Genomic DNA, 26,910 nt, shown 5'->3' on the forward strand with positions numbered 1-26,910 from the left:
TATCTATGCCTTATTTTGAACTGATTTTGTGCAGAGCCAGTGGGGAAAAAAGAGCCAAGGATCTTATTATACAAGGAATTCCAGCAGAATCCGAAAATGTGCTCAGAGCTTTTTTCCAGCGAGTTAGAAAGAAAGGAGGGTTCAATCGCAAAAGGATAAAGGAAATTCATCCGTTTTCCGATGAAGAAAAATGAGAAGTTTGATGAATTATTTGCCCCGATATGATGTCGGGGCAATTTTTATTGCAATAACGCGTTTTGGGTAGTATCTTGAAATATATCATTCCGGGATCGCCCGCCTAGACTCGACCGTCTAGTCGAGGCGGGTCTAATGGCCCGCCTCGCGTCGGCTCGCGAGTCGAGGCAGATAGGACAAATATGTATAAAGTTTATATTTTAAAGAGTCTTACAGCAAAAAAGTCTTATGTCGGGTTAACCGTTGATTTAGATAGGAGATTGAAGGAACATAATTCGGGAAAGCATTTTTATACGCGTAGATATTTACCATGGGAAATTGTATCTTTTGAAGAACGAGAGAATTTGCTAGAAGCAAGAAAGCGTGAAAAATATTTAAAATCAGCAGCAGGCAGAAGATATTTGAAGAAATTTATATTTGGGAATATTTGAGCCTGTAATTTTTGCGGGATCGTCTAATGGTAGGACACATGCCTCTGGAGCATGGTATCTAGGTTCGAGTCCTAGTCCCGCAGTCAGCTTGAGATAGGTTCGTTCGAGTTCCTTCTCACCTGCAAGTTTTTATTAACTTGTTAATAGCTAATTTATTTATAAATAATGGAAAATTTTTTATTTTGGTGGTCTATTGTGTCTACATTTATTGGTGTAATACTTTTATGCTTTTCAATATGGCAATACAAAGATGGAAAAAACCAATCTGGTAAAATTAGGGCTCAAGTTAAAGTATGGATGGAACAAGCAAATGGTTTAAGTTTAGCATTGCAACGTATTGTTGCTGATAATTTGAGCAAAAGATATTCTACCACTAACGATGTATGTAATGCTGTATGGGCTTTGCAAATATCAGCTTTTTCTTTATATCAAAGTTTGTATGAGGAAAGATGTGTAACAGAAGAAGAATATAAAGCGAGACAAAAAAAGATTGCTGATATGGTAGAAGCAAAACAATCTGAACAGATTAAATAAAAAAATATTAATGCTTGAGGTTTAGCGAAATAATAAAATAAAAATTATTAGTAATTAAAAAAATATGAACACATCGCAAATTTATATCGCCATAGCAATCGCGGCATTGGCGATAATCGCAATTGTTCTTTTTGTGGTCAGAAAAAACAAGCCGCGCGAAAAGCTTTCCACACTTGGCGCTTTCGCGCTTCTTTTGGTTATAGCGGGGATTGTATTTGGCGATAGCCAGCCGATTGGCTATGGTCTAATGACTGTTGGCGGAATTTTGGCCGCGATTGATATTGTAAGAAAATTGAGAAAACATGAGTAATAAATACGAAGGACAAATTGAAGTTGTTGGCTCTCCAATTATCGTTAATCGCAGAGGGGAAATTTTACTTATCAAATCTTATAAATGGGGTGATAAATATCTTATTCCTGGGGGACATGCGGAAGTGGGGGAAATGATTTTTGAAACGGCAAAACGCGAGGGCGAGGAAGAGACAGGATTAAAACTTGAACCACAGTTTTGTGTGAATATCGGAGAACTAATCTATGACCCGGATTTTTACAGAAAAGCGCACCTTGTGTATTTTCATATTGTTTGCAATGCTCTTACTGATGATATAAGGCTTGACGAGAAAGAGTTGAAAGAATTTATTTGGATTGAGCCAAAAAAAGCGTTGGATTTGGCACTTACCAAGGGAGTTAAAAAGTCTTTAGAGAACTATATTAATGGAATTCGGATAGATATAAATTCTTTTGTTAACGATTAAAACTAGACGAGTGTATAAGGGTTGCTTTTTTGGCCGTTTTGTCGTATCATTACGAGTAATGAAAGGAAACAGAAAAGAAGAGGAACTTAATCAGGCTCAAGTGACACTTCTTTCGTTTTTGGAATCATATAATCAAACTATTCCAGCGAGCTTCCCTCACGCATCAGTCCCGATATTGAAAAAATTTCAAGGCGCTCATCCTACACTTTTTAAAGATACCGATTTATGGTCTGTCGCTCAGCACAGAAAAAGATTGATGGATTGGCTCTTTACTTATCGTGAGGCTATTTAATTTGAAATAAATATGAACTCGTCCAGGTCGTCTATTTGGATAGGATTGTTTTTAGGATCTATCGTCGGAAGTTATATACCCGCCCTTTGGGGAGCGGGTATATTTTCTTTTTCTTCAATAATTTTTAGCGGCATCGGCGCTATTTTGGGCATTTGGGTTGGTTTTAAACTTGGGCAATAGTAATATTAAAACATGGAGCAAGAAGAAATAGTTAAAAAATTAGATGCGCTTGAAAAAGCGATTGAGGAAAATACAAGAATCACGCGGCAGTTGCGGCTGTATTTTATCTTAATGGTTGTGATTTCCGCGGCCGTAGTTATTTTGCCGTTGATAGGACTTTTGTTCGTGCTGCCGGGTTTTTTGTCATCGTATGGCAATTTGGGTATTTAAAATTTATTTATGAAAGGGAAACTCCTTTCATAATCGGGTTATTAAAAGAATCGCTTTCGCCTTAGGTATTTTTATTATTAATTTTATAACAATGATATGGACATATTCTATTGGATTTTAGGTTTCGCTATTTTTATTATTCTTATTTCCATAAAGCAGGTAAACCAATATCAAAAAGGCGTGAAATTTATGTTCGGTAAATATACAGGAATGATGGACCCGGGTTGGCGTTTGGTTTTTCCCGTAATCCAGTCGTATCAAAAAGTGGATTTGCGCGTTAAGGCCGTTGACGTGCCGAACCAGGAGGCGATTACCAAAGACAATATTTCCGTGGGGGTAAACGCCGTTATTTATTACAAAGTTCAGGACGCGAGCAAGGCGTTTTTGGAGGTGGAGAATTTTTTCTACGCTGTTTCCCAGCTCGCGCAGACAACGATGCGGAATGTGGTGGGACAGGTTGTCTTGGACGACCTTCTTTCTCAGCGCGACAGGGTTTCGGAGAATATAAGAACCATAATAGATTTGGCGACCGATCCGTGGGGCATAAAAGTGAATAATGTGGAGCTTAAAGATATTTCTCTGCCGGAAGAAATGAAGCGCGTCATCGGAAAACAGGCCGAAGCGGAGCGTGAAAAGCGGGCGATAATTATAAAAGCCGAGGGTGAGGTTGTTGCCGCTTCAAATATGGCAAAAGCCGCGGAAACCCTGGCTTCGTCGGACGGAGCCTTGCATTTAAGGACGCTTCAATCCATAAACGACATAAGCTCTGACCAATCAAACACTATCGTTTTTGCCGTGCCTCTTGAAGTTTTGAGGGCATTTGAACGATATGGCAGAACATCTTCTAAGAATGAAAACAGGGAATAAAGTTGGAAAAGAGTCGGTTTTAAATCTGAAAAAAGAACTTAGAAAATTACAAAATCCGAAACAGGAGGAAAACCTTTCGCGTTTTTTTAAAACAGGGAAAGGAGAATACGGCGAGGGCGATAAGTTTTTGGGAATAAAAGTTCCGGCTCAAAGAAAAGTTGCGAAAAAATATACCGGTTTGAGTTTTGGAGAAATATCGCGGCTTTTAAAAAGCAAAATACACGAAGAACGGCTTGTCGGACTTTTGATTTTAGTTGCTCAGTACAAAAAATCGCCGGTTGAACCAAAAGAGAAAGAAAAAATTTTTAGGTTTTATCTTAAAAATACAAAAGGCATAAATAATTGGGATTTGGTTGATTTATCGGCTCCGAATATTGTCGGCGGTTGGCTTTTTGATAAGCCATCCAAACGGGCAATTTTATACAAACTTGCGCGTTCAAAAAATCTGTGGGAAAGAAGAATCGCTGTTTTGGCGACAGCGATGTTTATAAAAAATAGTGATTTCAACGATATTTTAAAGATTTCAGAAATTCTTTTAAACGATAGACACGACCTTATTCATAAAGCCGTCGGTTGGATGCTTAGGGAAGTGGGAAAGCGAGATAAAAAAATTTTGGAAAAATTTCTAAATAAGCACGCGCTAAAAATGCCGCGCGTAATGCTTCGCTACTCAATTGAAAAATTCGGTGAAAGGGAAAGAAAGATATATTTGCGTCGGATGAGTTAACAGAAATTTAAATTACACGCTTGCAGAATTCGATCAGCAAAAACATCCCTGGCGCGCGCTATCAAGCTTTTATTTGACTCTTTCCTTTTTTCTTGGTATCATTCCATCAATCTCCCGCGGGTCGGGAAATTTTATTTTAGAGATATGGAAATCAGAAATATCGCGATAATAGCTCACGTTGACCATGGGAAAACGACCATAACGGATGCCATAATGCGGCAGACAGGAGCCGCTGAAGAAGGCGTTTCCATGGACTCAAACGCGCTCGAACTGGAGCGCGGTATTACCATTTATTCAAAAAACACGAGTGTAACGTATAAAGGGACTAAAATAAATATTGTTGATACTCCGGGGCATGCCGATTTCGGTTCGGAAGTGGAGCGCGTTTTGCGTTCCATAGATTCCGTGCTTCTTGTCGTTGACGCTCAGGAAGGCCCGATGCCCCAAACGCGTTTTGTGCTTAAAAAATCTTTGGAGCTCGGCATTAAGCCGATTGTTGTAATAAATAAAATAGACAAGCCCGCGGCAGACCCGGATCGCTGCGAAGAAGAAGTATTCGAACTTTTTCTTGAACTTGGCGCTTCGGACGAGCAGGCGGATTTTCCGGTGGTGTACGCTATCGGCAAGCAGGGTATTGCGAAAAGAAAGCTGGAAAACGAGTCAAAAGATCTTTCTCCTCTTCTCGATATTATTCTTGAACGAGTTCAGGTTTCTTCTTCCGAAGAGAAAAATAAAATGCCGCTTCGGTTGCAGCCGTTCAATTTGGGTTATGATAATTTTTTGGGGCGTTTGGCGGTCTGCCGTGTTTATGAAGGCAGCGTCGTTCCCGGACAAAATGTTTTTATAAAAAAGCCGGATGGAAATATCCGTTCCGGAAAGATAATCAAAGTATTTACTTTTAAGGGGCTTCAAAGAACGGAAACGGAATCCGCCGAAGCCGGAGACATAGTTCTTATCTCAGGTCTTCCCGATATTTATATCGGAGAAACGATTGTTGCCGACCAAGACACTCCGCTTTTGCCTTCCATCGCCGTTGATGAACCGACGATTGAAATAAATTTTTTGGTGAATAATTCTCCTTTTGCCGGACGCGAAGGAAAATTCGTCACGTCCAGACAAATAAGGGAATATCTTGAGCGCGAGATTGAGGTGAATGTCGGGCTTAAAGTGGATTTTTCTTCAAACGAAAGTTTCCGCGTTTCCGGAAGAGGCGAACTTCATATCGCGATTCTTCTTGAAAATATGAGAAGAGCCGGATACGAGCTTCAGGCATCCCAGCCGAAAGTTATTATCCGCGAAGAAAACGGAGTTAAAATGGAACCGTTTGAAGAAGTTATAGTTGACGTGCCAAAAGAATATCAGGGTGTCGCTATCGAGCGTTTGGGGACAAGGGCTTTTATTATGAAAGATCTGCGTATTGAACAGGAGACCGTAAGGATGTTTTTTGAGGGACCCACGCGCGGGCTTTTCGGATATCGCAGTCAATTTGTGATAGACACGAAAGGTGAAGGAATTCTGTCTTCGCGGTTCGTTGAATTTAGGCCTTTTGTCGGAGAAATAAAAAGAAAAGCCGCGGGCTCTATGGTTTCTATGGCATCGGGCAAAGCGCTCGGTTTTTCTCTTTGGAATTTGCAGGAAAGAGGAACTCTTTATATCGGTCCGACAACTGAAGTTTACGAAGGGATGGTTATCGGAAACACTTCAAAGGGCGAAGACATGTCGGTGAACCCGACGAAAGGAAAGCAGCTTACAAATATGCGCGCTTCTGGTTCTGACGAAGCGATAGTCCTTACTCCTCCGTATAAATTAAATATTGAACGCGGTCTTGAAACAATGTCCGAGGACGAATATCTTGAGATTACGCCTTCTTCGGTGCGGCTAAGGAAGCAAAAGCTTACTGAGATTGACCGTATTAGGGTAAAAAGAAAAGAACGATAAAATAAAATTTAACGCGGAACAACGTCTTTCCTTTTCGGCGAGGCGTTTTTATTTCATCCAGATGATACTTTTATTGGAACGCTTGCCCTTGTTTTTTAGCCGCTATATAATTTTTTTATGAGAATTGCCACACTTTGTTTTTTGATGGACGGCGATAAAATTCTTCTTGCAAAGAAAAAGCGCGGTTTTGGTGTCGGAAAATGGAATGGGGTCGGGGGAAAAATGCAGGAGGAAGAAACGATTGAACAGGCGGTTTTAAGGGAAGCGAAAGAAGAAATCGGCATCGATTCTTGCGAAGACCGCCTTGAAAAAGCCGGAAGCATAAAATTTTATTTTAACGGCAAGGAAGATTGGAATCAGGAAGTGCATATTTACGCGCTGAAAAAATGGGAAGGCGAACCGCAGGAATCTGAAGAAATGAGTCCGAAATGGTTTTTTCATCACGAGATGCCTTTTGACGAAATGTGGGCTGACGACAGACATTGGATGCCCTACTTTCTTTCGGGTAAAAGATTTGAAGGGGAGTTTTATTTTACTGAAGATGGAAGCGTGATTGAAAAATTTGACATAAGGGAAATTTTTTGAGGTTTAAAACTTTTTCTATAAAACACCGTCTATTAAAACAGACGGTGTTTTTCCTTCTGCAAAAAATGCGATTATTTTGATATAATATGATGATGCGGAATCTAAGAGTCGGTGTCGCTCGCGGAGGCCCTTCTTCCGAGTACGAGGTGTCTCTTAAAACGGGGGGAGAGATTTTGAGGCATTTGCCTGAAAAATACAAAGGCGTTGATTTGCTTTTTGATAAAAAAAGCAACTGGCATTCGTGGGGTTATCCTAAAAAACCGCACCAGATTTTCGCGCCGGAACGAGGCGGTGTCGATATTGTATTTAATGCTTTGCACGGAGAGTTTGGCGAAGACGGCAGGGCGCAGCAGCTTTTTGAGTCTTTCAATATTCCTTACACCGGTTCGCAAATCGCGCCATCGGCTTTTGCCATGAAGAAACATTTGGCGCGGGATATGTTTTTAAGGCATGGACTAAAAATTCCACGAGGGTTTGTTTTAAAAAAAGATGAAAATGAAAAATGGGATGCGGAATATTTTGCCGGAAGAGTTTTTAATTCTATGCCGCCTTTGTGGGTGGTAAAGCCCGGAGCTGCCGGTTCTTCCGTTGGCGTAAGTATTTGCAAAAGTTTTTCAGAGCTTGTATTGGGAATTGGAAATGCCGGAAAATACGGCAATGTAGTTTTGGTTGAAGAATTCATAAAAGGGGTGGAAGCTACATGCGGAATTTTAGAAGATTTTCGCGGAGAGAGGGAATACACTTTGCCTATTATTGAAATTGTGCCGACTAAAGAAAATTTTTTCGGATACGACTCAAAATATAGCGGTTCAACGAGAGAAATTTGCCCGGCAGGGTTTGAGAGAAAGGTGAAAAGAGAAATTGAAAATATGGCCAAGGAAGCTCACCGGGCGCTTGGGTGCCGCCATTATTCGCGAGCTGATTTTATCGTTTCAGACAGAGGTGTTTTTCTTCTTGAAGTTAATACTTTGCCCGGACTTACCTCAGAATCGCTTTTTCCAAAAGCTGCCAGCGCGGCTGGCCTGGAATTTCCGGCGCTTCTTGACCATATCATTTCTTTGGCGTTGAATAGGCATTGATGGGTTTACTCTGAGCCAGTCGAAGGGCCATTAGCTTAGTGGCAGAGCACCCGGTTTGCATCCGGGAGACGGGAGTTCGATTCTCCCATGGTCCACCAAAGTTGATATTTTTTCTTTTTTGTCTTAGAGTACAAAATACTTATGCTTGAATATACCGAATTAAAACCCGGAACAAAGATAATTTTGGATAAAAAACCGTACGTTGTTTTAGAGTACAGTTTTGTCCGCATGCAGATGAGAAAGCCAGTGGTGCAGACCAAACTTAAAGACCTTATAAACGGGGGCGTTGTTGAACGTAGTTTTTATCCTCGGGATATCCTTGAAGAAGCGGAAATTGAAATTAAGGAAGTAAAATTCTTGTATCAAAACAAAGGCGAATTTTGGTTTTGTCCGCCTGACAATCCGGGGAACAGATTTAAAATGGATGCCGATATAATCGGCCCCGCAGCCGTTTTTTTAAAACAAAATTCTCTTGTTAAGGCGCAGTATTTTGACGAGAGGATAATAGGCGTTGAACTTCCGATAAAAATGGAGCTTAAGGTTGTTGAAGCTCCGCCGTCAATAAAAGGGAATACCGCTCAAGGCGGAACAAAGCAGGTAAAACTTGAAACAGGAGCCTCTGTCAATGTGCCGCTTTTTATAAACGAAGGAGACATTGTGCGAGTGAATACCACGACCGGAGAATACGTGGAACGCGCGAATAAAGCATAGACAAGTCCGGGAAACCTCCCAGCGTTTTGCTCTGTTGTAATTTTACGCAATGCATTATATTTGACGTATGGAGAATCGATTTTATCTGCAGCTTGAAGAAGAAATAAAAACTGAAACCGAAAAGAATTTCAAAGATGAAGAAATTCTTGAAAAATCCCTTGAAAATCCGAGGTTTTTTGAGTTTTTCGTGGACAAATATCAAAAGAGTTTCTTAAGGACGGCTACGAGAGTTTTGAAAAATAAGGAGGAATCGGAGGAGGCGGTTCAGGATGCTTTTGTTAAAATCTATCTAAACGTAAAAAAATACCAAAAACAGCCTGGCGTGGAGCTGAAAAGCTGGGCGTATAAAGTGCTTTTGAATTGTGTTTTTACGAAATACAGGAAGACCAAGAAAACGTTGGCGGATTCGGAATATTTTGACGAATTGCTCTATGACACGCCGGACAGTTCCCAGTCTTTCGTGGAGAAAAAAGAGAAAAAAGACGAAATAGAAAGCGTTTTGAAAGAACTTCCTGAAGATTTAAGCGAACTTTTAAAACAGCATTATCTTGAGGATAAGCCGTACGCCGAGATTGCCAATACAAAAGGCATGAGTATGGCGGCTTTAAAAATGAAACTTTTTAGGGCCAGAAAGAAGTTTAAAGAAACAATGGAGGAGATAGGCAAATAAGAATTATTCAATAATCGCAAAGTTAGCGGTTGGGTTATTTAATTATTAGCAAAATAAAAAAATGGAAAGCGATTTAAAAGAAAAAATAATGAGGAGAGTGTACGCGATTTGGTTTTTTAGAAAAGTCGCGCCTGCTGTGTTTTTATACATGCCGTTTCTCGCGGCTGTGGCTTTTCGCGAAACCGCGCGAGAGTTTTTTGTGGCGAGAATCGTGGATAATTTTTTGCAGGCGACCCATGTTTCCGGATTCTTCGGGGCGATAAATTTTGTTTTTGCCGCGATTGAAAACACTCCGGTTTTGCCGACATTGGTTATTGCCGTTTCGCTGGGATTTTTCGTTCTGCTTTTGAGAAAACTGGCTTATTCTATAAAAGATTTGAGTCTTGAAAGAGTGAGAATATAAAATAAGGCTTAAGATAAGGTTTTTTAACCCCTGCCCGGCGTATATCGGGTAGGGGTTGCTTTTTTCTGTGTTTTGTGATAAAATATGTTTTAGATTGAAAATAAAATTTTCCTATAAAATAAGGAGGATAAAAAATTATGGCGGAAATATGCGGAATGATGGATTGGGTAAGGTTGTCGGTCACAAAAGAGAGCAGAATAAAAAAGAGGCAAATACTGATTCTGCTTGGGCTGGTGTATTTTCTCTTCGGTCTTTTGCTGGGGGGATGTTATCAAGGTTTAGCCGGTATTCCAGCGGAAGAGCTTGGCGGTTTTGCAAATTTTATGGCCGGTTATCATCGGATCGCGATTCCCCCGGTGATTGATAATGTAGCCGCATCATTAATTTTGCAGTTGGAATGCGGTGTTGCCTGGCCATTGATTTTGTTTGTCGTTTTGTTCGGCTGGGTTACGAGTTCTTTCTTTTCTTTTTTTATTTTTATTATTCTTTTCATCGCTTTCCGTCGCCTGCTTTAATCACCATGCGAGCGAAAGACCCCTTTTAGGGGTCTTTTTTTTGTGGTAATTTATAAAAATAATGCCGTATAACCATAAAAAAGTTGAAAAAAAATGGGCGGAGTTTTGGAAGGAAAACAAAACTTTTACTCCGGATTTAAATAAGGCGAAAAATCCTTTTTACGCCCTTTTTATGTTCCCGTATCCTTCGGCCGAAGGACTTCATATCGGAAATTTTTACGCTTTTACCTGTGTTGACGTGGTGGCGAAGTACAAAAAACTTCGCGGTTTTGACGTGTTTGAGCCTATTGGATTTGACGCTTTCGGTATCCATTCGGAAAACTACGCGCTTAAAATCGGCGAAAGGCCGAGAAAAATGCTTGATCGGACGGAAGAAAATTTCAGAAAGCAATTGATGTCTTCCGGTATTGGCTGTGATTGGACGCGTGAAGTTGATACCACTTTGCCGGAATACTACAAATGGACGCAATGGATTTTTACAAAACTTTTTGAGCGAGGTTTGGCTGTGCAAAAAGAAGCGTTTTTGAATTGGTGCCCCGGTTGTAAAACTGTTTTGGCCGACGAACAGATTGTTAATGGAGTTTGTGAAAGATGCAAGTCGGTTCCGCAAAAGAAAATGATGAAGCAATGGTTTTTCAAAATAACCGATTTTTCGGAGCGGCTTTTAACGGGGCTTGAAAATATGGATTGGAGCGAAATAACAAAATCGGCTCAGAAAAATTGGATTGGAAAATCGGAAGGAGCGGAAGTGGAATTTGAAATAAGCGGAGAAAAAGTAAAAGTTTTTACAACGCGGCCGGATACGCTTTTTGGCGCGACTTATTTTGTTCTTTCGCCGGAGCATTCGATTGTTAAAAAAATAACGACTGATTCGCAAAAAAGCGAAGTTGAAAAATATATTAAAGAAGCGGGGTCTAAATCGGATTTGTTAAGGACGGAATCAAAAGAAAAAACGGGAGTTTTTACCGGAGCTTTTGCCGTAAATCCGGTAAATGGAGAAAAAATTCCGGTTTGGATAGCGGATTACGTTCTCATGGGTTATGGCACCGGCGCCATAATGGCCGTGCCGGCTCACGATGAACGCGACTTTGAGTTCGCGAAAAAATACGGGCTGGAAATAAAACAGGTTGTAGCCCCGGCTGTTTTTGACCATGAAAATCCTCCGCAAGAAGGAAAAGAAAATACAAAAAGAAATATTGTTCATGTTCTTGTTAAGCATCCAAAAGAAGACAAGATTTTATTTTTGCGGTGGAAAACTCAGCCATGGAAAACGCCGATTACTGGCGGCATTGAAGAAGGCGAAGATGAAATTGCCGCAGCCAGGCGGGAAGTTTATGAAGAAACCGGATACAAAAATCTTGAATTTGTAAAAAAACTTCCGTATCTCATTTCCGCCAAATTTTATGCTGCGCACAAAGACTTGAACAGGCAAACGTTAGCCCGCGTTATAATGTTTAAACTTTTGGATTTGGAACAGGATGAAATTTCTGAGGAAGAAAAGAGAGACCATGATGCGGAGTGGATGGACATAAAAGATGTTGCTGATTTATCTCCTGTTTCAGAAATGCCGCATATTGTTGATTGGCTAAATAACGGAGATAAAATTTTTGAAGGCGACGGCATAAACATAAATTCTGATTTTCTTGACGGAATTGCCACAGACAAAGCGAAAGAAAAAATAATCGCATGGCTTGAGGAAAAAGGAATCGGTAAAAAGATGATAAATTACAAACTTCGCGACTGGTGCATTTCGCGTCAAAGATATTGGGGACCGCCAATACCTATTATATATTGCGAAAAATGTGGTTCGACTGGCTCACCACAGGCTATGGTTGTGCCGGAAAAGGATTTGCCGGTTTTGCTTCCTGACCTTAAAACCGGATGGGAGCCGTCCGGAGATGGTAAAGGGCCGCTTTCAAAAGTTTCTGAATTTATAAATGTTAAATGTCCGAAATGCGGGGGAGAAGCAAAAAGGGAAACCGATGTGATGGATAATTTTTTGGATTCGGCATGGTATTTTTTCCGTTATCTTTCGCCCGAAAAAGAAAATAGAATTTTTGACGAAGCGATTGGCAAAAGATGGCTTCCCGTTGATATCTATATCGGAGGAAACGAGCACGCGGTGCTTCATCTTATGTATACCAGATTTATAACTATGGTTTTTCACGACCTTGGTCTTGTTGGTTTTGACAATCCTTTCAAGCGGTTCCGCGCGAACGGAATGATCTTGAAAGACGGGGCGAAGATGAGCAAGTCAAAAGGCAACGTTATTAATCCGGAGGAGTATGGAGAAAAAATCGGTTATGATGCCCTGAAATCTTATATTCTCTTTTTGGGCCCCATGAGCGAAGACAGGTCTTTTTCAGATGAGGGTGTTTTGGGAACGATGCGCTGGGTGGAAAGAATTTCTCGCCTTGAGGAAAAAGTTAAAGATGGGGCAAAAGACGGAAAGGAAATTGAGGCGAAATTGAATAAAATCGTAAAACAGGTATCCGATGATTTTGAAGATCAGAAATATAATACGGCGGTCGCCAAGCTCATGGAACTCACTAATGTTTTATCGTCTGTAAAAGAATTTTCAAAAGAAACATGGCTAAAATTTTTGGGTATAATCGCGCCGTTCTTGCCGGCGCTTGCCGAAGAAATGTGGTCAAAATCGGGGAAAGACAAATCTATTTTTAGCGGCAAAAATTGGCCGGAATATGACCCAAAAATGGCTGAAGAAAACGAAGTTGAAATAGCTGTTCAGATAAACGGGAAATTCAGAGGTAGCGTAAAAGTTGCGAGAAGCGCCGGTCGTGAAGAAGTTGAAAAATTGGCTTTAATGGATGAACGTTTGGCAAAATATATAGGTCCTGAGAAACCGGGAAAGGTGATTTTTGTGAAAGATAAATTGGTGAATTTTGTTAAATAATTTTAACCCTTGACCCGTTTTCTATACTATGGTACATTACAAGATATGAAAAATACGGTTTCTTTCAACCCAATTTTAGTAACAAAAAAACTTTTAAACGGTCTTGACGAGAGACCGAGAGATGTTTTGGAAAAAAGGTTCGGTCTTTATGGAACCGGCGTAAAAACACTTGAGTCCATTGGCGGCGTTTACGGCATCACGAGAGAAAGAGTTCGGCAAATAGAAGCTTTTGCTTTGGACAAAATCAGACAGTCAAAAGATTTCTCTTCTTTTGGCGACGTCTTTGACGAATTAAAAAATCACATAGACACTGAAGGCGGGCTTGTTCAGGAAGAACATTTTCTTACGAGCAGAGCCAAACAGGATGACCATAAAAATCACATTCTTTTCCTTTTGGTTGTGGGAGAACCCTTTGAAAAAATAAAAGAAGATGATCACTTCTATCATTCCTGGACAACCGATATGGAAAAAGCGGAAGCGATAATGAAATCTTTAAGGCGTTTTCACTCCGAATTTGACCAGAAGAAAGTTCTTTCGGAAAAAGAAATGCTTTTTGCCTTGGAGAAGAGACTAAAAGACGCCGCTCAGCATGAATTTGAGGAAAACATTCTGCATTCGCTGCTTAAGGTTTCAAAAATTCTTTCTTCCAACGCTTTAGGCGAGTGGGGCTCGGTTTATTCTTCTTTTATAAAACCCAGGGGAATGAGAGATTTTGCGCTTTTGGTAATGAGGAAACACGGGTCTCCCATGCATTTTTCGGAAGTCGCCGGAGCAATAAAAGATATTTTTAAAAAACCGGCGCATGTTCAGACCGTTCATAATGAACTTATAAAAAATGAAGATAATTTTGTTTTGGTCGGCCGCGGACTTTATGCTTTGAAAGAATGGGGGTATGAAGGAGGAATAGTGCGCGATGTCATAAAAAAAGTTATTTCACAGAGCGGCCCGCTCGCGAAAGAAGATATCATAAAAAAGGTTTTAAAAGAACGATACGTCAAAGAAAACACAATTTTAGTCAATTTGCAGAATAAAGAGTTTTTCAAAAGGAACGAAAAGGGTTATTATACCCTTATATGATAAGTATCTGGGAACTTTTTTCTGAAAACTATATTTTCTCCAATTTTTTATCGTGGCTTTTAAGCCTCTGGTTTGTTTGGCTGCCGGCGGGTCTTGCTTTTGCCTTTTGGGAATTATGGCTCAACGCGATAAGAAAGAAATTTTTGAGGAATATGCAATGCGTTCTTCTCGAGATAAAAGTTCCGAGGGATATAATCAAAAGTCCCAAAGCCATGGAAACCGTTTTGAATTCTTTATATACGACTTTTGCCGGAAACTGGTGGGCGAGATCAATAAAAGGCTATTTGCCGACTTATTACAGTCTGGAAATGGTCGGAATAAACGGCTCTGTCCATTTTTTCATTTATACCCAGAAAGGTTTTAGAAATCTTGTAGAATCGCAAATCTATTCTCAGTATCCGGACGCTGAAATATCCGAAGTCTCGGACTATTCTTACGCTTCTGATTTTGAAAACAGGGAAAATTGGAATATGTGGGGCGCGGAACTCGGGCTTACTAAAGAAGATCCTTATCCTTTAAGAACTTATATTGATTTTGACTTGCAGATGCCTCTATTAAAGGAAGAGCAGAAAGTGAATCCTATCGCTTCTTTTGTGGAATTTTTAGGTTCGCTTAAACAGGGCGAACAAGTATGGATTCAAATTTTGATAAAAGGAGCTTCGGGAAAAGATTGGATTGAAAAAGCAAAAAAACTTATCGCGAAATTGCTTGAAGAAGCGAAAACGGAATCAGGAGAAAAAAGGCCGTTTTTGACCGAAGGGGAAAGGGATACGATAAAGGCGATAGAAAAAAATGTTTCCAAGCTTGGATTTGAAACCGGAATAAGAATTATATACATGGCGAAAAAGGAGGTGTTTAATCAGCTGACCGTACCTTCAATTATCGGACTGTTGAACCAATATAGTTCGCAGACTTTGAACGGATTTAAGCCGGCTAATTCAACCGCCTCAAAACAGCCGTTTAAACAATTCCGCGAGAACCTAAGAAAGAAAAAAATGCTGAAAGCTTATCAGCCTCGCGGTTATTTTTACCGTCCGAACAAAAGAAAGCATTTTGTGTTGAACACCGAAGAGCTCGCCACCATCTATCATTTTCCGGGAAGAGTGGCGGAAACTCCGACTTTTGCAAGAGTTGAAACAAAGAAAGGCGAGCCTCCTGCGGCATTGCCGATTTAAACCAGCCATGGCTGCCGGCTTTTAATTTTAATTGACACCAGCTTAAAAATGGAAGATCCCAATAAAGTAACTTATTTCGGGCGCACTAATTTTCGCAACGCGAAGGTTGATTTTGGCATTAAACAGAAAGACCGCACTAAGCATATGTATGTTATCGGAAAGACCGGTATGGGGAAGACTACTCTTCTTGAAAATATGGCTGTTCAAGACATACGGAACGGCGAAGGCATCGCGATAGTTGATCCGCACGGTTCTTTCGCGGAAAAAATGCTGGATTATATTCCGAAAGAAAGAATAAAAGATGTCATATATTTCAACCCTGCCGATACTGAATTCCCGATAGCTTTTAACATCATGGAAGACGTGGGTCCCGAGCAAAGATATCTTGTGGCGTCCGGGCTTATGGGTGTTTTCAAAAAAATGTGGCCGGATGTCTGGTCCGCGAGAATGGAATATATTTTGAATAACGCCATCTTGGCTCTTTTGGAATATCCCGATGCCACTCTTCTTGGCGTAAACAGAATGCTTTCTGATAAGGAATATCGCAAAGAGGTGGTCGCGAACATATCGGATCCTGTTGTAAAAGCGTTTTGGGAGCAGGAATTTGCAAAATATACCGACAGGTTTGCCGCTGAAGCTACTCCCGCGATACAGAATAAAGTGGGTCAATTTACTTCAAATCCTTTGATAAGAAATATAATCGGCCAGCCGAAATCAAGTTTTGATTTCAGGCGAGTGATGGATGAAAAGAAAATAGTGATAATGAACTTATCAAAAGGGCTTATCGGAGAGCTTAATTCCCGGCTTATCGGCGCGATGCTCATAACAAAAATTTATCTTGCGGCGATGAGCCGCGCTTCGGCGAACGGCGAGAAACTTCCCGATTTTTATCTTTATGTCGATGAATTCCAGAATTTTGCCACGGAATCTTTTAAAGATATTCTTTCCGAAGCGAGGAAATACGGACTTGGGCTTATTTTGGCTCATCAATATATCGCGCAGATGGAAGAAGGCGTTGCGGACGCCGTCTTTGGAAACGTGGGCACACATATAATTTTCAGAGTCGGTCCTGCTGATGCCGAAGTTCTTGAAAAAGAATTTTCCCCCGATTTTGTGATAGAGGATATCGTGAATTTGGGTTTTGCCAGCATTTATCTCAAGCTCTCGATAGACGGCGTTCCTTCGCGTCCTTTTTCCGCCGCGACCTTGCCGCCGATAGAAAAACAAAGAGCGTCTTTCCGCGATGAAATTATAGATTTTTCGAGAATAACTTATTGCATCGCGAAAAAAGATGTTGAAAAAAAGATCATTGAATCTCTTGAACCGATTGAGAATACGGGAAGAAAAGAAGGAAAGACAAACCAGTCGTTTTCGCCTTCTGCCGTCAAAAACGAAGCAGAAAAAGAAGATAATCTTTCGGGAGGGCCCGAATTGTTTGAGGCGGTTTGCGCGGAATGCGGAAAACGCACGATGGTTCCTTTTCAGCCCGATGGAAAAAGACCTGTTTATTGTCAAAAACATAGACCGAAAAACGATGTTTCGGCTTTTGATTTCGGCCAACATGACCGCCAAAAAGAAAATAGGCAAAGAGAGATTAACAGAGAATTTTCCAATGCTTCGACGCCTCCCATGTCTTTGCGTGAACTTTCCGGAAACACTACGGAGTTCAAAAAGAAAATAAAAAAAACAGAGCCTGATTTTAAGGGGCTTCGAGAGCTTTTGGCGGAAGCCATGGGAAAAGATGTGTCTGGCGCTTCGGCGTCAGCAGATGGGAAAAGAGATGATGCTAAAATTATAAAACCCGGAGATAGCGTGAAGTTTTGATGCGATATGAAATTTGGGTTTGTTATTTTTTTGTTTTTAGCCGTTCCGCTTTTGGCTTGCATGCCGCAAGGCGTGGTTTTTGCCGAAAGCGGTATTTTTATTAATGAAATAATGTATGACTTGGAAACGGGAAGCGATGACGGAAGAGAGTGGATTGAAATTTATAACGGAAGCGGCGTTGAAATTGATTTAAATAATTTCAGAATTTTTGAGGCCGATGTCAGTCATAAAATAATCCCGAAAGAGAAAGGAGAAAGTCTAATCATTTCATCCGGCGGTTTCGCGGTTGTCGCGGATAACCCCGCAAAATTTTTAATCGATTGGCCCGATTTTGGCGGAATTTTAGGGGACAGCTCTTTTTCTTTGAGCAACAAGGGAGAAACTCTAATTCTGGAAACTGCCGAACTTATTGATGTGGATAGTTTTGCTTACGCGCCGGAACTTGGCGCAAACGGGGATGGAAATTCTCTTCAGAAAAATGGTTTAAACTGGGAGGCTTCATCTCCTACTCCCGGAGACGATAATTCATCGGTGGAACCGATTTCATTACTTGAAGAAGAGCCGGTTCTTCAGGTGCAGGAAGAAATGGTCAGCGATTCTGCGTTCGTGGCGCTCGTGCCTGAATTTCAGATAAAATCTTACGCGGGGAGCAACAAAACGGTTGTTGCCGGAGCGTCCGTTGAATTTCGCGGCAACGGGTACAATGTTGACGGAACCTTACTCCAAAATCCACGCTATCTTTGGAATTTCGGCGATGGAGAAGTAAAGGACGGGCAAAATATTTTTCATACTTACAGGTATCCGGGAGAATATGTCGCGGCGCTTGATGTTTCTTCTGGCGGCTATTCTAATTTGGACACTCTTTTTGTAAAAGCTCTTCCGAATGAAATTTTCATTTCCGAAATAAAGACAGGAGCGGATTCTTTTGTCGAAATCAGGAATCCGTCAAAAGAAGAAATAAATATTTCCGGCTGGCAGATAAAGTCCGGAGTCGATGTTTTTTGTTTCCCTCAGAACAGTTTTATAAGACCTTTAAGTTTTTTGGTCGCGCCTTTGTCTCTAAAAGAGATTATTTTGCCCGAAGGGAAAGGAAGCGTCAATCTTTTTTATTCAAATGATTACGCGGCGGACAAATTTGAATATAGCGGGAGTTTGGCTGGCGGGCAAAGTTTTTCCCGACTCTCAAAAGACTCTGCTGTTTTAATGACAAAAGAAACTCCGGGCGCGGAAAATAAACCGGCATCTTCCTTTGCTTCCGTCGGAGCTGATGGGGATAATCTGCAGGTTGTTTTTCAAAAACAAAAAGAAGCAGCAGCTCCGGAAGAAAAAGAAGAAATTGCTGAAAACGAAAGAGAAATTATTTCGGAAAACAACACCGCTGCCGCCGCTATCGCTTCCAAAAAACCGTTTTTTCTCTACTTTTCGCTTGCCGGCGGAATTTCGATTTTAGCGGCTTTGGGATTTATCGTCATACGCCGCCAAGGTTGATTTTAGAGTTTGTTTAAAATTAAAATCTCTGTTTATTTTTTCCCAAAGCTTGAAAGGGAGCTCGTTCCTTAATTTGGAATCTTCCATTATCTTTTTTATCGATTTTTTTATTTCAAGAGGGTTTGCCGGGTCTATGAGAATTCCTGTGTCTTTATCTTCTATTATTTCCCCGACTCCGCCTACGTTTGTCGCGATAACAGGAAGGGAAGCAAGCCCGGCTTCAAGAAGAACATAAGGCAGTCCTTCTTTTAGAGAGGGGAGGATGAAGATGTCAAATGCTTTTAAATAAGGATAGGCAGGGTGGAGATTGTTTAAAAGAAAGATTTCTTTTTCCAGTTTGTAGTCTGAAATTTGTCTCTCGAGTTTTTGCTTGTCTTCTCCAAAACCGATTATTACTGTCTTTATTTTGTTTTTCGTTTCGTTGTTTTCTTTGTGGATGTTCTTTAATTTTAAAATTGCGTCTACGAGATATTTTTGTCCTTTGTTTTTTGTGAATTCGCCTATTGAACCGATTAGGAAATCGTAATCCGAAAGAGGCAATCCGTATTCGGCAATCAATTTTTCTCTGGCTTTTTGTTTCGTTAGAAATTCATGTTCTTCTATCTTAATGCCGTTATGTATGGCTAGAAGTTTTTTGCGCGGGGCAATTTTGTTTTTTATGGCGATTTTGCGGTCAAATTCCGAAACGCAAATTATTTTTTTATAAAAGAGACAAGTGATTTTGCTGAAAATTTTTATGAGAAATAATTGCCATTCGGGGCGTTTTTCATTAAATGTCCAGCCGTGAGCGGTAAAAACAGAGGGAAGCGAGTAGTGAAAAGATAAAATTTTGTAAATTAATATTGCCGGGCCCGCGATACCGCCGGCTTTCGGGCTTGAAACGTGGATTATGTCCGGTCGTATCCTGAAGACAAGAGCGACGATTTCGAAAAAAGCCGAAATATCTTTTAAAAAACTTACATCCCGCTGGAAGTTTTTTATTTCAAAATATGGAATAGCTTTTACAATAATTTTTTTACGCAATTCTCCTCCCGGAGCGCCGGCAACGGATACGTCAAAATTTTCTCTTGGCAGCGCGGTTGCCAAATCGTAAACGTATTTTCCTGCTCCTGCCCATACGGATTTAGTGATTATATAGAGTATTTTTTTGGGTTTTTTATCCATGATTTTGCTATAATCGTTATTATAATCGCTTTTAGGGCGTTTTAGTATCATTTTTGCTTTGTAAAACATGGCGAGAGGAAAAAATATAAAAATTAATTTTCCGCTTATTAACACCCATACTCACGCGGCAATGACGGCTTTTCGCGGCATGGCGGAAGATCTGCCGTTAAAAGATTGGCTTGAAAAATATATTTGGCCCGCGGAAAAGGAAAAAGTCCGGCCGGAATTTGTTTATAAAAATACGAAAGAGGCCATTCAAGAGATGAAGAGAAACGGAATAAAAGTTTTTAATGATATGTATTTTTTCAGCGAAGAAGTTGCCCGTGCGGCTGAGGAAGAAAAAATAATGGCGGTTGTCGGCGAAGTTATCTTGGATTTTCCGACAAACAGCGCCGAAACCCCGGAGGAAGCGCTTCAAAAAACCGAAAAACTTATTTTGAAATACAAAAATAATCCGTTTATTTCCGTTGCCGCGGCTCCTCATTCAATATATGCGCTTTCGGAAAAGTGGCTTGTTGAAGCGAAAAATTTGGCAAGAAAATATGGCGTGCTTTATCATATCCATCTTTCCGAAACAAAAAAAGAATTTGACGATTGCGCGGCAAAGACAGGTTTAACTCCTGTCGGCTACATGAACAAACTCGGGCTTTTGGATGACAAAACGATTTTGGCTCATTGCGTTTGGCTAGCGGATGAAGATATGGATATTCTTTCAAAAACAAAAGCGAACGTCAGTCATTGTCCTTTGAGCAATTTAAAGCTCGGCTCCGGAATTGCGCCGATTTCCAAAATGCTTGAGAAAGGAGTGAATATCTGTCTGGGCACCGACGGAGCCGCCAGTTCAAACCGATTGGATATCTGGGAAGCGGGGAAATTTGCCGCTCTTCTCCAGAAAGGAATAACCAATGACCCGTCAAAGATTTCAGCGAAGGATGTAATGGAAATGATGAGCGTAAACGGGTTAAAGGCGTTGGGTATAAGCGAATTTGAAGGGAAAGGCGTCGCGGAAATGAAAAACGAAATTGAAAACTCAGGCGATTTTTCGCAGCTTTATGAGCTTGGATCCGGAGAAATTGATTTTCATTGACACGGCGCGGTTCAGATAGTAGTTTTACAATAGCTCTTTATATTAAAAAAGAAAGCGAGGTGCTAAAAAATGCTGAATATGATTCTTTTTGATACGAATGCCAGAGAAGGCGAAATTCTTTTCTTGTTGGCCAGCCGCGGAAGACATGCGGATATCCCAGGCTATCAGTCCGTTCAAAGTTTTTTTCTTGATAAAGGCATTGTGATTTTTTCCCGGCTTGATTGTTCCCCCGCGGATTCTTTTAAAGTGGGAGTAGCCGGAAACAGCCTTTTTACAACGTTAACATTTGCTGACGAGATTAAAGATTGGCTTTTGAAGTGGAAAATTACTTTTGAGCAGGCGCGCTTGGAATTTTTTTCTAAAAAAGAAGCTCGGCGGTACTTTGGCGGGTTAAGAGAAGAAACTGAAAAAAATCGCGGATTTAATTTGAGGTGGGTTCGTGAAAAAATATCTCGGTATAAAGAAGCGGAGGAAATAGACCTTGCGAATTTGCGTTCGTGAGTGTTTTGAACACAGGCGGAAAGCGTAATATAAAAGTCCCGGTTTTAGCCGGGACTTTTTTGTTTTTTGCCTTTTGCTGAAACCCGCGGTCTTTTTAAAAAGTTTACCTTTTGGTAGAGTAAATATAAGAATATTATGAAAATCCTTATCGCAACCGGTATTTATCCGCCCGATATCGGCGGTCCGGCGGTTATGCTTGAGGCGCTTGCCAGTTCTCTTGAAGAATCCGGTTTTGAAGTAAAAATTATCACTTATTCCGACAGGGGCGGAATTGAAGGCGGAAAAATTTTTAGGATCTCAAGAAAACTTCCTTCGGCCGCAAGGTATATCCGGTATTTTTTTAGAATGGCGGGACTTTTAAGGCGAGCGGACATCATTTATGTGACCGACGTTTATAGCGTCGGTTATTTCGCTTATTTTCTTAAAAAAATATCGGGTAAAAAGTATGTGGTGCGTTTTGCCGGAGACAGCGCGTGGGAAAAAGCGGCTGCGTCCGGGGCAATAAAAGAAAATCTCCTGGAATTTCAGGAAAAGAAATATGGGAAGGAAATTGAAAAAGCAAAAAATAAAAGAAAAAAAATTCTTCTTTTCGCGGACGGGATAATTTGCGTAAGTGAGTTTATGAAAAAAATCGCGTTAAAAATCGGAGTGGATGAGAGAAAAATAAAGGTAATCTATAATTCGGCTGATTTTATGGATTGCGGTTCTGACGATACCGCTGTTTCAATTATAAAAAATAAATACGCTCCGAATGGAGAAAAAATAATTTTAACCGCGTGCAGACTTGTGCCGTGGAAAGGAATAGACGGCGTTATCAAAGCGATTCCGGAGATAGAGAGAAAAGTCGGTTCCGTGAAGTTTTTAGTTTTGGGTGATGGTCCGGAAAAGGAAAATTTAAAGAGGCTTTCGGAAGAAAAAAGAATCTCCGGGAAGATTTGTTTTTTGGGGAAAATAGGGAGGGATGATATTTTTGATTATTTCAAAGCCGCCGACGTTTTTGTTTTAAACAGCAAATATGAAGGTTTTTCTCACACCGTTCTTGAAGCCATGAAAACGGGTGTCCCTGTTGTCGTGTCAAACGAGGGGGGAAATCCGGAAGTTGTCGAAAGCGGGAAAAGCGGTTTTTTGGTTGAATATAACAATGAAAGCCAGATAGCGGAAGCGATTTCCCGCATCTTGGACGACAAAAAATTGGCCGAAGCTCTTTGCGCCGGAGCCAAAGAAAGATTGGAAAATTTCAATTGGGGCAATGTTGCGGGAGAAACGATTAAAATTTTTAAAGAGCTATCTTCAAAATGAAAGGCATCCTCCTTATAAATCCGGCTTTTAATATCGCGAAAGAAAATTACGACAGTTCTGTTTCTGTCGGTCTTTTAAGTATCGCTTCTTATCTTAAAAGCAAAGGTATTCCCGTAAAAATTATAGACGCGGCGCGCCAGAAAAACTATCGTAAACTTATTGAAAAAGAAGCCGTAGATTTTGATTATGTCGGGCTTTCCGTGATGACTACGCAAATTCCTTCCGCTTTTGAGATCGCGGAAATTGTGAGAAAAGTCAATCCTGCGGCGAAAATAGTTTGGGGAGGCCCTCATCCGACTTTTTTCGCGAGACAGACAGCGGAGAATTCTCTTGTTGATATCGTATGCAACGGAGAAGGCGAGGAAGTGGCTTATGAAATTTTAAGCGGGAAAGAATTAAAAAGCATAAACGGTATCGTTTTTAAGGATAACGCCGACGTTATTGTTAACCCGCCGCACGAACTTCACGATCCTTCAAAAATGCCTCTTTTTAACTGGGATTTGATTGAAGAAGATGTCCTTAAAAATTTGAAACTTATCCCGTCTCTTACTTCGCGCGGATGCCCTCATCGCTGCACTTTCTGTATCAATGCCATTTTAAAAAATAAATGGAGGCCGAGAACTGTTGATCAAGTGCTTGATGATTTGCGAAAAATAAAATCAAAGAAGTTTTTTCAGGGAAAAAATTTGAGGTTTTGGGATGAGAATTTTTTCGTGGACATAATCCGCGCCAAAAAGATAATAGAAGGAATTATCAGGGAAGACATTATAATTCCTTGGGAGACGACAGTCCGCGCCAATTATCTGCAAAACGGCATGATTGACGATGATTTTTTAAAAAAATTAAAGCAATCGGGATGCTATCTTTTGTCGTTTGGAGCGGAATCCGGCTGCCCGAGAATGCTTAATGTGATGAAAAAGGATATTTCCCCGGAAGATATTTTAAGAGCGGCGGAGATGAGCTTGCGGCATGGAATTGTTCCCCAGTTTTCGTTTATGATAGGCCTTCCCGGGGAGAGCAAAAGCGATATGTTTGCGACCTTAAGGCTTATAGATAAATTGGTAAAATTCGGCGATAAAATCCAGATTTTGGGGCCGCAGGCCTTCCGTCCGTACCCCGGCTCGGAACTTTATGAGGAGTGTTTGAAAGCCGGCTGGAAAGAGCCCCTATCGCTTGAAGAATGGGGAAATCTGGCAAAAGACGAGCTGAATTATCTTTCGGTAAAAAATTTTCCATGGGTGAAAGACAAAGATTTTGTGGAATCAATGGAAGCGTATGTGAGGTTCGGGGCCCACTCTTTCAAAAGCGCCATCGGTTCTTCGGTAAAAGCCCCGTTTTTTATAAAGCTTGGCTTTGTTTTGCTTTGCAAGTTCAGATGGAAGCTTAAATTTTTCTTTTTTCCGTTTGAATTCAAAATAGCCAAAATGTTTTTAACGAAATAAAACGCCGATGATTGTTTTAATGATAAGCACGGACAGAAATATTTTTGATAAAGATTCCGGAGTCAGAAACCGGATGATTGAATATGGGGGGCTTATCGATGAATTGAATATAATCGTTTTCTCTCGAGGGGAGAAATTAGGAAAACAAACTTTCGGCAATGTTTCTGTTTATCCGACGAATTCAAAGAGCCGATGGTTTTATGTTTTTGACGCGATAAAGACCGGAAAGAAAATTAAAAAACCGGATTTGATAACTTCTCAGGACGCTTTTGAGTGCGGATTGGCGGGTTGGCGGCTCTCGAAATATTTTAATACCAAGCTGCAGCTGCAAATTCACTCGGATTTTTTAAGCCCGTATTTTCGCAAGGAGTCGCTTTTAAACCAAGCACGGGTTTTTATAGCCGAATTTTTGATTTCTCGGGCTTGCTGCGCGCGCGCCGTAAGCCGCCGCATAAAAGAATCGCTCAAATTAAAATTTAAGAATGAAAATTTAAGGATAGAAACAATCCCTGTTTTTGTCGACGTCCAGAAAATTAAAGACGCGGAGATTAGAATTGATATTCGCAAAAAATATCCTCAATTTGATTTTGTGATTTTGATGGCAAGCAGGTTCAGCCGGGAAAAGAATATCGGGCTTGCCATAGACACAATGGCTGAGGTCGTAAAAAAGCATCCGAAAACAGGTTTGGTCATTGTCGGCAGAGGTCCCGAAGAAAATAATTTAAAATCCAAAATTAAAAGTTTAAATTTAGCGGATAGCGTCGTTTTAGAGCCGTGGTCGGATGATTTGGTTTCTTATTATAAAACAGCGGATTTATTCTTGCTTACGTCGAATTATGAGGGTTATGGAATGTCGGTTCTGGAGGCAATGTCTTCCGGATGCCCTGTTTTGATGACAGATGTCGGGTTGGCGGGCGAGGTTTTGATAAACGGGGAAAACGGGGTTGTTATTTCGCCGGGAGATAAAAAAGCTTTGGTTTCTGCCGTGGATAATTTAATTTCCGACAGAAGCGTTTTGGAAAATTTTAAGAGAAGTTTTATCGCGACGGATTTCAAAAGCAAGAAAGATTATCTTAGCGCTTATAAAAAATCATGGGAAAATTGCCAGTAAAAAATCTTTTGTTTATAACTCAAAAGATGGATAAAAACGACGATTTGCTCGGGGTCTATCATGAATGGATAAAACAGTTTGCCGGAGAATTTGATTTTGTAAGCGTAATTTGTCTGGAAAAAGGAGAATACGACCTGCTCCCAAACGTAAAAGTTTTTTCTCTTGGAAAAGAGAGCGGCCGTTCGCGGTTAAAATATATTGTTAATTTTTACAAATACATATGGTCGCTTCGCAATAATTACGACGCGGTTTTGGTTCATATGAATAAGGAATATGTTATTTTAGGATGGAAATTTTGGCGGTTGTCCGGAAAGAAAATATTTTTGTGGCATAACCATGCCAAAGGCGGATTTTTTGTGCGTCTAGCGGTTGTTTTATCGGATAAAGTTTTTTATACGTCATCCGATTCTTTTACCGCGAGATTCAAAAAATCGCGAAAAATGCCTGCCGGGCTTGATACGGAAAAATTTAAGCCTTCCGGTTTTGAACCTCACTCTTCGGGTTTTAAGATATTAAGCCTTGGAAGGATATCGCCGGTTAAAAAAACGGAGGTGCTAATTAAAGCGGCTGAAATTTTGGATAAAAGAGGCGGAGATTTTATTTTGGATATCGCAGGCTCCGCTCCTGAACGCGATGTGCTCTATTTTAATAAGATAAAAAAGGAAGCCGCCGTTCTTGAGCAGAAAGGGAAGCTGAAATTTTTAGGAAGCGTCAAAAACAGCGTTGCCTCTGATTTGTACGGGAATCATGATGTTTTTGTAAATCTTACTCCTGCGGGCAGTTTTGATAAAACCGTGATAGAAGCGGCGCTTTGCGGAACTTTGGTCTTGGCCTGCAATAAGGCGTTCGAGCCGCTTCTTACGGAAGAGTTTCTGTTTAAAGAAGGAGATTCCGCTGATTTGGCGGAAAAGCTTCAAAATGTTTTCGAGCTTATAAGAAGCAACCCCGGACGAGCTGAAAAAATAAAAAAACGTATGCGCGCCGGCGCGGCCGAAAATCACGGTTTGGATATTTTGATTAAAAAATTAATTGGAAATTTCAATGAATAAATTTGCAGATTTGATGAAAGAGACAATGAAAGGGAAATCTCTCTACAGAATTCTTTTCAATTGGAAAGTGTCCGAAATTTGCGTCGGGCAAACCGGCGTGTGTTTGGAGCTGGCTTCCGGTAAAAAACCGGCAAGTTATTACAGGTATTGGAAAATAAACTCCCAAGAGATTATCCGAGTTGATATAAATCCCGAGGCGAAACCGGACATAATTGCCGATTTGAACGAAACGCTGCCTTTTTCTGACGATTATGCCGATAATGTTTTTCTTTTTAATTCTCTTTATCTTTTAAATAAGCCGGAAGAATTTGTCGGAGAAGTTTTTAGAGTTTTAAAGAAAGGCGGCAGATTTTTTATTACCGCCGAATTTATAAAATCGGAAGAAACAAACGCCAATGATATCGGGAGATTTACTTCAAGGCGTCTTAGAAGAATTTTTAACGCAGCCGGTTTTTCAAAAATTGAGATAGTTCCGGTGGGCGAGAGATTTTCAGCCGTAGGCAATTTTTTTGATTTCACTTTCGGGCACAGTGCCGTCGCCAATTTTTTTAAAATTTTCTTACGGCTATTTTTTCTCGCCTTAGACGTCCTTATGCCTAAAAAAGTTATGGTCAATTATCCCTGTCCTATCTCGTGGATAGTTATCGGAGAAAAATAGCTTAGTCCGAAAACCCGTTGAAAAAACGG

At 40.6% G+C, this 26,910-nt stretch carries 30 protein-coding genes and 2 tRNA genes; 31 read left to right on the forward strand and 1 reads right to left on the reverse strand.

Going from position 1 to position 26,910, the window contains the following annotated elements; all coding sequences use genetic code 11:
- The first annotated feature begins 5 nt into the window (after positions 1-5).
- The 24 genes from PHC85_01930 to PHC85_02045 all read left to right on the forward strand — a co-directional run bounded on the left by PHC85_01930 (position 6) and on the right by PHC85_02045 (position 18,570).
- On the forward strand, positions 6-194 hold the full coding sequence (locus PHC85_01930; protein ID MDD5032853.1) for a hypothetical protein: 189 nt from the start codon (positions 6-8) through the stop codon (positions 192-194).
- Positions 195-377: 183 nt separating this feature from the next.
- Positions 378-626: a GIY-YIG nuclease family protein gene (locus tag PHC85_01935; protein MDD5032854.1), complete on the forward strand. Its 249-nt coding sequence runs from the start codon at positions 378-380 to the stop codon at positions 624-626.
- Between the two features lie 12 nt (positions 627-638).
- A tRNA-Gln gene (locus PHC85_01940) sits at positions 639-709 on the forward strand.
- Positions 710-791: 82 nt separating this feature from the next.
- Entirely contained in the window at positions 792-1,160 is a 369-nt protein-coding gene (locus tag PHC85_01945) for a hypothetical protein (protein MDD5032855.1), read from the forward strand.
- 64 nt (positions 1,161-1,224) lie between these two features.
- Complete coding sequence (locus PHC85_01950) at positions 1,225-1,470, forward strand: hypothetical protein (protein MDD5032856.1); 246 nt, start codon at positions 1,225-1,227, stop codon at positions 1,468-1,470.
- Positions 1,463-1,915 carry an NUDIX domain-containing protein gene (locus tag PHC85_01955; GenBank protein ID MDD5032857.1) on the forward strand — a complete coding sequence of 151 codons (453 nt, stop codon included), beginning with the start codon at positions 1,463-1,465 and terminating at the stop codon, positions 1,913-1,915. Before PHC85_01950 ends, PHC85_01955 begins: the two co-directional genes overlap by 8 nt.
- A 58-nt stretch (positions 1,916-1,973) precedes the next feature.
- The gene (locus PHC85_01960; GenBank protein ID MDD5032858.1) at positions 1,974-2,207 is read left to right on the forward strand and encodes a hypothetical protein; all 234 of its coding nucleotides are present in this window, start codon (positions 1,974-1,976) and stop codon (positions 2,205-2,207) included.
- A gap of 12 nt (positions 2,208-2,219) precedes the next feature.
- Positions 2,220-2,387, forward strand: a complete 168-nt coding sequence (locus tag PHC85_01965; protein MDD5032859.1) for a hypothetical protein — start codon at positions 2,220-2,222, stop codon at positions 2,385-2,387.
- Between the two features lie 12 nt (positions 2,388-2,399).
- Positions 2,400-2,597 (forward strand): hypothetical protein, encoded by a 198-nt coding sequence (locus PHC85_01970; protein MDD5032860.1) that lies wholly within the window; start codon positions 2,400-2,402, stop codon positions 2,595-2,597.
- Positions 2,598-2,693: 96 nt separating this feature from the next.
- Complete coding sequence (locus tag PHC85_01975) at positions 2,694-3,464, forward strand: slipin family protein (protein MDD5032861.1); 771 nt, start codon at positions 2,694-2,696, stop codon at positions 3,462-3,464.
- Positions 3,427-4,191 (forward strand): DNA alkylation repair protein, encoded by a 765-nt coding sequence (locus PHC85_01980; GenBank protein MDD5032862.1) that lies wholly within the window; start codon positions 3,427-3,429, stop codon positions 4,189-4,191. Before PHC85_01975 ends, PHC85_01980 begins: the two co-directional genes overlap by 38 nt.
- Before the next feature lie 144 nt (positions 4,192-4,335).
- Positions 4,336-6,129: a translational GTPase TypA gene (gene typA, locus PHC85_01985; protein ID MDD5032863.1), complete on the forward strand. Its 1,794-nt coding sequence runs from the start codon at positions 4,336-4,338 to the stop codon at positions 6,127-6,129.
- A gap of 117 nt (positions 6,130-6,246) precedes the next feature.
- Positions 6,247-6,714, forward strand: a complete 468-nt coding sequence (locus tag PHC85_01990) for an 8-oxo-dGTP diphosphatase (GenBank protein MDD5032864.1) — start codon at positions 6,247-6,249, stop codon at positions 6,712-6,714.
- An 86-nt stretch (positions 6,715-6,800) separates the two neighbouring features.
- On the forward strand, positions 6,801-7,793 hold the full coding sequence (locus tag PHC85_01995; protein ID MDD5032865.1) for a D-alanine--D-alanine ligase: 993 nt from the start codon (positions 6,801-6,803) through the stop codon (positions 7,791-7,793).
- A gap of 24 nt (positions 7,794-7,817) precedes the next feature.
- Positions 7,818-7,891: transfer RNA gene (locus tag PHC85_02000), tRNA-Ala, on the forward strand.
- Positions 7,892-7,934: 43 nt separating this feature from the next.
- Positions 7,935-8,504 (forward strand): elongation factor P, encoded by a 570-nt coding sequence (locus PHC85_02005; GenBank protein ID MDD5032866.1) that lies wholly within the window; start codon positions 7,935-7,937, stop codon positions 8,502-8,504.
- A 67-nt stretch (positions 8,505-8,571) separates the two neighbouring features.
- Positions 8,572-9,174: an RNA polymerase sigma factor gene (locus PHC85_02010; protein MDD5032867.1), complete on the forward strand. Its 603-nt coding sequence runs from the start codon at positions 8,572-8,574 to the stop codon at positions 9,172-9,174.
- A 61-nt stretch (positions 9,175-9,235) separates the two neighbouring features.
- Positions 9,236-9,577: a hypothetical protein gene (locus tag PHC85_02015; protein ID MDD5032868.1), complete on the forward strand. Its 342-nt coding sequence runs from the start codon at positions 9,236-9,238 to the stop codon at positions 9,575-9,577.
- Between the two features lie 137 nt (positions 9,578-9,714).
- Entirely contained in the window at positions 9,715-10,092 is a 378-nt protein-coding gene (locus PHC85_02020; GenBank protein ID MDD5032869.1) for a hypothetical protein, read from the forward strand.
- Positions 10,093-10,153: 61 nt separating this feature from the next.
- A complete protein-coding gene (locus tag PHC85_02025; protein MDD5032870.1) occupies positions 10,154-13,006 on the forward strand; it encodes a class I tRNA ligase family protein in 2,853 nt (950 codons plus the stop codon).
- A gap of 45 nt (positions 13,007-13,051) precedes the next feature.
- Positions 13,052-14,083 carry a sigma factor-like helix-turn-helix DNA-binding protein gene (locus PHC85_02030; GenBank protein MDD5032871.1) on the forward strand — a complete coding sequence of 344 codons (1,032 nt, stop codon included), beginning with the start codon at positions 13,052-13,054 and terminating at the stop codon, positions 14,081-14,083.
- Entirely contained in the window at positions 14,080-15,258 is a 1,179-nt protein-coding gene (locus PHC85_02035) for a hypothetical protein (GenBank protein ID MDD5032872.1), read from the forward strand. Before PHC85_02030 ends, PHC85_02035 begins: the two co-directional genes overlap by 4 nt.
- Before the next feature lie 48 nt (positions 15,259-15,306).
- Positions 15,307-17,082: a type IV secretion system DNA-binding domain-containing protein gene (locus tag PHC85_02040; GenBank protein MDD5032873.1), complete on the forward strand. Its 1,776-nt coding sequence runs from the start codon at positions 15,307-15,309 to the stop codon at positions 17,080-17,082.
- 6 nt (positions 17,083-17,088) lie between these two features.
- Complete coding sequence (locus PHC85_02045; protein MDD5032874.1) at positions 17,089-18,570, forward strand: lamin tail domain-containing protein; 1,482 nt, start codon at positions 17,089-17,091, stop codon at positions 18,568-18,570.
- On the opposite strand, the gene PHC85_02050 is transcribed toward PHC85_02045, so the two are convergent.
- Complete coding sequence (locus PHC85_02050; protein ID MDD5032875.1) at positions 18,529-19,734, reverse strand: glycosyltransferase; 1,206 nt, start codon at positions 19,732-19,734, stop codon at positions 18,529-18,531. The two genes, PHC85_02045 and PHC85_02050, sit on opposite strands and share 42 nt — an antisense overlap.
- Before the next feature lie 67 nt (positions 19,735-19,801).
- Between PHC85_02050 and PHC85_02055 the strand changes: the two genes are divergently transcribed.
- The 7 genes from PHC85_02055 (at position 19,802) to PHC85_02085 (ending at position 26,881) form a co-directional block, all read left to right on the forward strand.
- Positions 19,802-20,821 (forward strand): amidohydrolase, encoded by a 1,020-nt coding sequence (locus PHC85_02055; GenBank protein MDD5032876.1) that lies wholly within the window; start codon positions 19,802-19,804, stop codon positions 20,819-20,821.
- Between the two features lie 69 nt (positions 20,822-20,890).
- Positions 20,891-21,322: a hypothetical protein gene (locus tag PHC85_02060; protein MDD5032877.1), complete on the forward strand. Its 432-nt coding sequence runs from the start codon at positions 20,891-20,893 to the stop codon at positions 21,320-21,322.
- 135 nt (positions 21,323-21,457) lie between these two features.
- Complete coding sequence (locus PHC85_02065; protein ID MDD5032878.1) at positions 21,458-22,621, forward strand: glycosyltransferase family 4 protein; 1,164 nt, start codon at positions 21,458-21,460, stop codon at positions 22,619-22,621.
- Positions 22,618-24,063, forward strand: coding sequence for a radical SAM protein (locus PHC85_02070; protein MDD5032879.1), 1,446 nt, complete (start codon positions 22,618-22,620; stop codon positions 24,061-24,063). The genes PHC85_02065 and PHC85_02070 overlap by 4 nt, the downstream gene beginning before the upstream one ends.
- Positions 24,064-24,070: 7 nt before the next feature.
- Positions 24,071-25,174 carry a glycosyltransferase family 4 protein gene (locus PHC85_02075; protein ID MDD5032880.1) on the forward strand — a complete coding sequence of 368 codons (1,104 nt, stop codon included), beginning with the start codon at positions 24,071-24,073 and terminating at the stop codon, positions 25,172-25,174.
- Entirely contained in the window at positions 25,156-26,223 is a 1,068-nt protein-coding gene (locus PHC85_02080; GenBank protein ID MDD5032881.1) for a glycosyltransferase family 4 protein, read from the forward strand. The genes PHC85_02075 and PHC85_02080 overlap by 19 nt, the downstream gene beginning before the upstream one ends.
- Positions 26,216-26,881: a methyltransferase domain-containing protein gene (locus tag PHC85_02085; GenBank protein MDD5032882.1), complete on the forward strand. Its 666-nt coding sequence runs from the start codon at positions 26,216-26,218 to the stop codon at positions 26,879-26,881. Before PHC85_02080 ends, PHC85_02085 begins: the two co-directional genes overlap by 8 nt.
- Positions 26,882-26,910: the final 29 nt, after the last annotated feature.

The sequence above is a fragment of the Candidatus Paceibacterota bacterium genome, from assembly GCA_028711505.1.
Taxonomy (GTDB): domain Bacteria; phylum Patescibacteriota; class Minisyncoccia; order JAHISW01; family Tagabacteraceae; genus JAQTSC01.

Coding starts and splice junctions, on each gene's coding strand:
- PHC85_02065 (MDD5032878.1), top strand. CDS start 21,458: ATGAAAATCCTTATCGCAACCGGTATTTATCCGCCCGATATCGGCGGT.
- PHC85_02085 (MDD5032882.1), top strand. CDS start 26,216: ATGAATAAATTTGCAGATTTGATGAAAGAGACAATGAAAGGGAAATCT.
- PHC85_01980 (MDD5032862.1), top strand. CDS start 3,427: ATGGCAGAACATCTTCTAAGAATGAAAACAGGGAATAAAGTTGGAAAA.
- PHC85_01955 (MDD5032857.1), top strand. CDS start 1,463: ATGAGTAATAAATACGAAGGACAAATTGAAGTTGTTGGCTCTCCAATT.
- PHC85_01975 (MDD5032861.1), top strand. CDS start 2,694: ATGGACATATTCTATTGGATTTTAGGTTTCGCTATTTTTATTATTCTT.
- PHC85_02015 (MDD5032868.1), top strand. CDS start 9,236: ATGGAAAGCGATTTAAAAGAAAAAATAATGAGGAGAGTGTACGCGATT.
- PHC85_02055 (MDD5032876.1), top strand. CDS start 19,802: ATGGCGAGAGGAAAAAATATAAAAATTAATTTTCCGCTTATTAACACC.
- PHC85_02075 (MDD5032880.1), top strand. CDS start 24,071: ATGATTGTTTTAATGATAAGCACGGACAGAAATATTTTTGATAAAGAT.
- PHC85_02030 (MDD5032871.1), top strand. CDS start 13,052: ATGAAAAATACGGTTTCTTTCAACCCAATTTTAGTAACAAAAAAACTT.
- PHC85_02045 (MDD5032874.1), top strand. CDS start 17,089: ATGAAATTTGGGTTTGTTATTTTTTTGTTTTTAGCCGTTCCGCTTTTG.
- PHC85_02020 (MDD5032869.1), top strand. CDS start 9,715: ATGGCGGAAATATGCGGAATGATGGATTGGGTAAGGTTGTCGGTCACA.
- typA (MDD5032863.1), top strand. CDS start 4,336: ATGGAAATCAGAAATATCGCGATAATAGCTCACGTTGACCATGGGAAA.
- PHC85_02040 (MDD5032873.1), top strand. CDS start 15,307: ATGGAAGATCCCAATAAAGTAACTTATTTCGGGCGCACTAATTTTCGC.
- PHC85_01950 (MDD5032856.1), top strand. CDS start 1,225: ATGAACACATCGCAAATTTATATCGCCATAGCAATCGCGGCATTGGCG.
- PHC85_01995 (MDD5032865.1), top strand. CDS start 6,801: ATGATGATGCGGAATCTAAGAGTCGGTGTCGCTCGCGGAGGCCCTTCT.
- PHC85_02005 (MDD5032866.1), top strand. CDS start 7,935: ATGCTTGAATATACCGAATTAAAACCCGGAACAAAGATAATTTTGGAT.
- PHC85_02050 (MDD5032875.1), bottom strand. CDS start 19,734: ATGGATAAAAAACCCAAAAAAATACTCTATATAATCACTAAATCCGTA.
- PHC85_02035 (MDD5032872.1), top strand. CDS start 14,080: ATGATAAGTATCTGGGAACTTTTTTCTGAAAACTATATTTTCTCCAAT.
- PHC85_01930 (MDD5032853.1), top strand. CDS start 6: ATGCCTTATTTTGAACTGATTTTGTGCAGAGCCAGTGGGGAAAAAAGA.
- PHC85_02070 (MDD5032879.1), top strand. CDS start 22,618: ATGAAAGGCATCCTCCTTATAAATCCGGCTTTTAATATCGCGAAAGAA.
- PHC85_02060 (MDD5032877.1), top strand. CDS start 20,891: ATGCTGAATATGATTCTTTTTGATACGAATGCCAGAGAAGGCGAAATT.
- PHC85_02025 (MDD5032870.1), top strand. CDS start 10,154: ATGCCGTATAACCATAAAAAAGTTGAAAAAAAATGGGCGGAGTTTTGG.
- PHC85_02010 (MDD5032867.1), top strand. CDS start 8,572: ATGGAGAATCGATTTTATCTGCAGCTTGAAGAAGAAATAAAAACTGAA.
- PHC85_01990 (MDD5032864.1), top strand. CDS start 6,247: ATGAGAATTGCCACACTTTGTTTTTTGATGGACGGCGATAAAATTCTT.
- PHC85_01960 (MDD5032858.1), top strand. CDS start 1,974: ATGAAAGGAAACAGAAAAGAAGAGGAACTTAATCAGGCTCAAGTGACA.
- PHC85_01935 (MDD5032854.1), top strand. CDS start 378: ATGTATAAAGTTTATATTTTAAAGAGTCTTACAGCAAAAAAGTCTTAT.
- PHC85_01945 (MDD5032855.1), top strand. CDS start 792: ATGGAAAATTTTTTATTTTGGTGGTCTATTGTGTCTACATTTATTGGT.
- PHC85_02080 (MDD5032881.1), top strand. CDS start 25,156: ATGGGAAAATTGCCAGTAAAAAATCTTTTGTTTATAACTCAAAAGATG.
- PHC85_01965 (MDD5032859.1), top strand. CDS start 2,220: ATGAACTCGTCCAGGTCGTCTATTTGGATAGGATTGTTTTTAGGATCT.
- PHC85_01970 (MDD5032860.1), top strand. CDS start 2,400: ATGGAGCAAGAAGAAATAGTTAAAAAATTAGATGCGCTTGAAAAAGCG.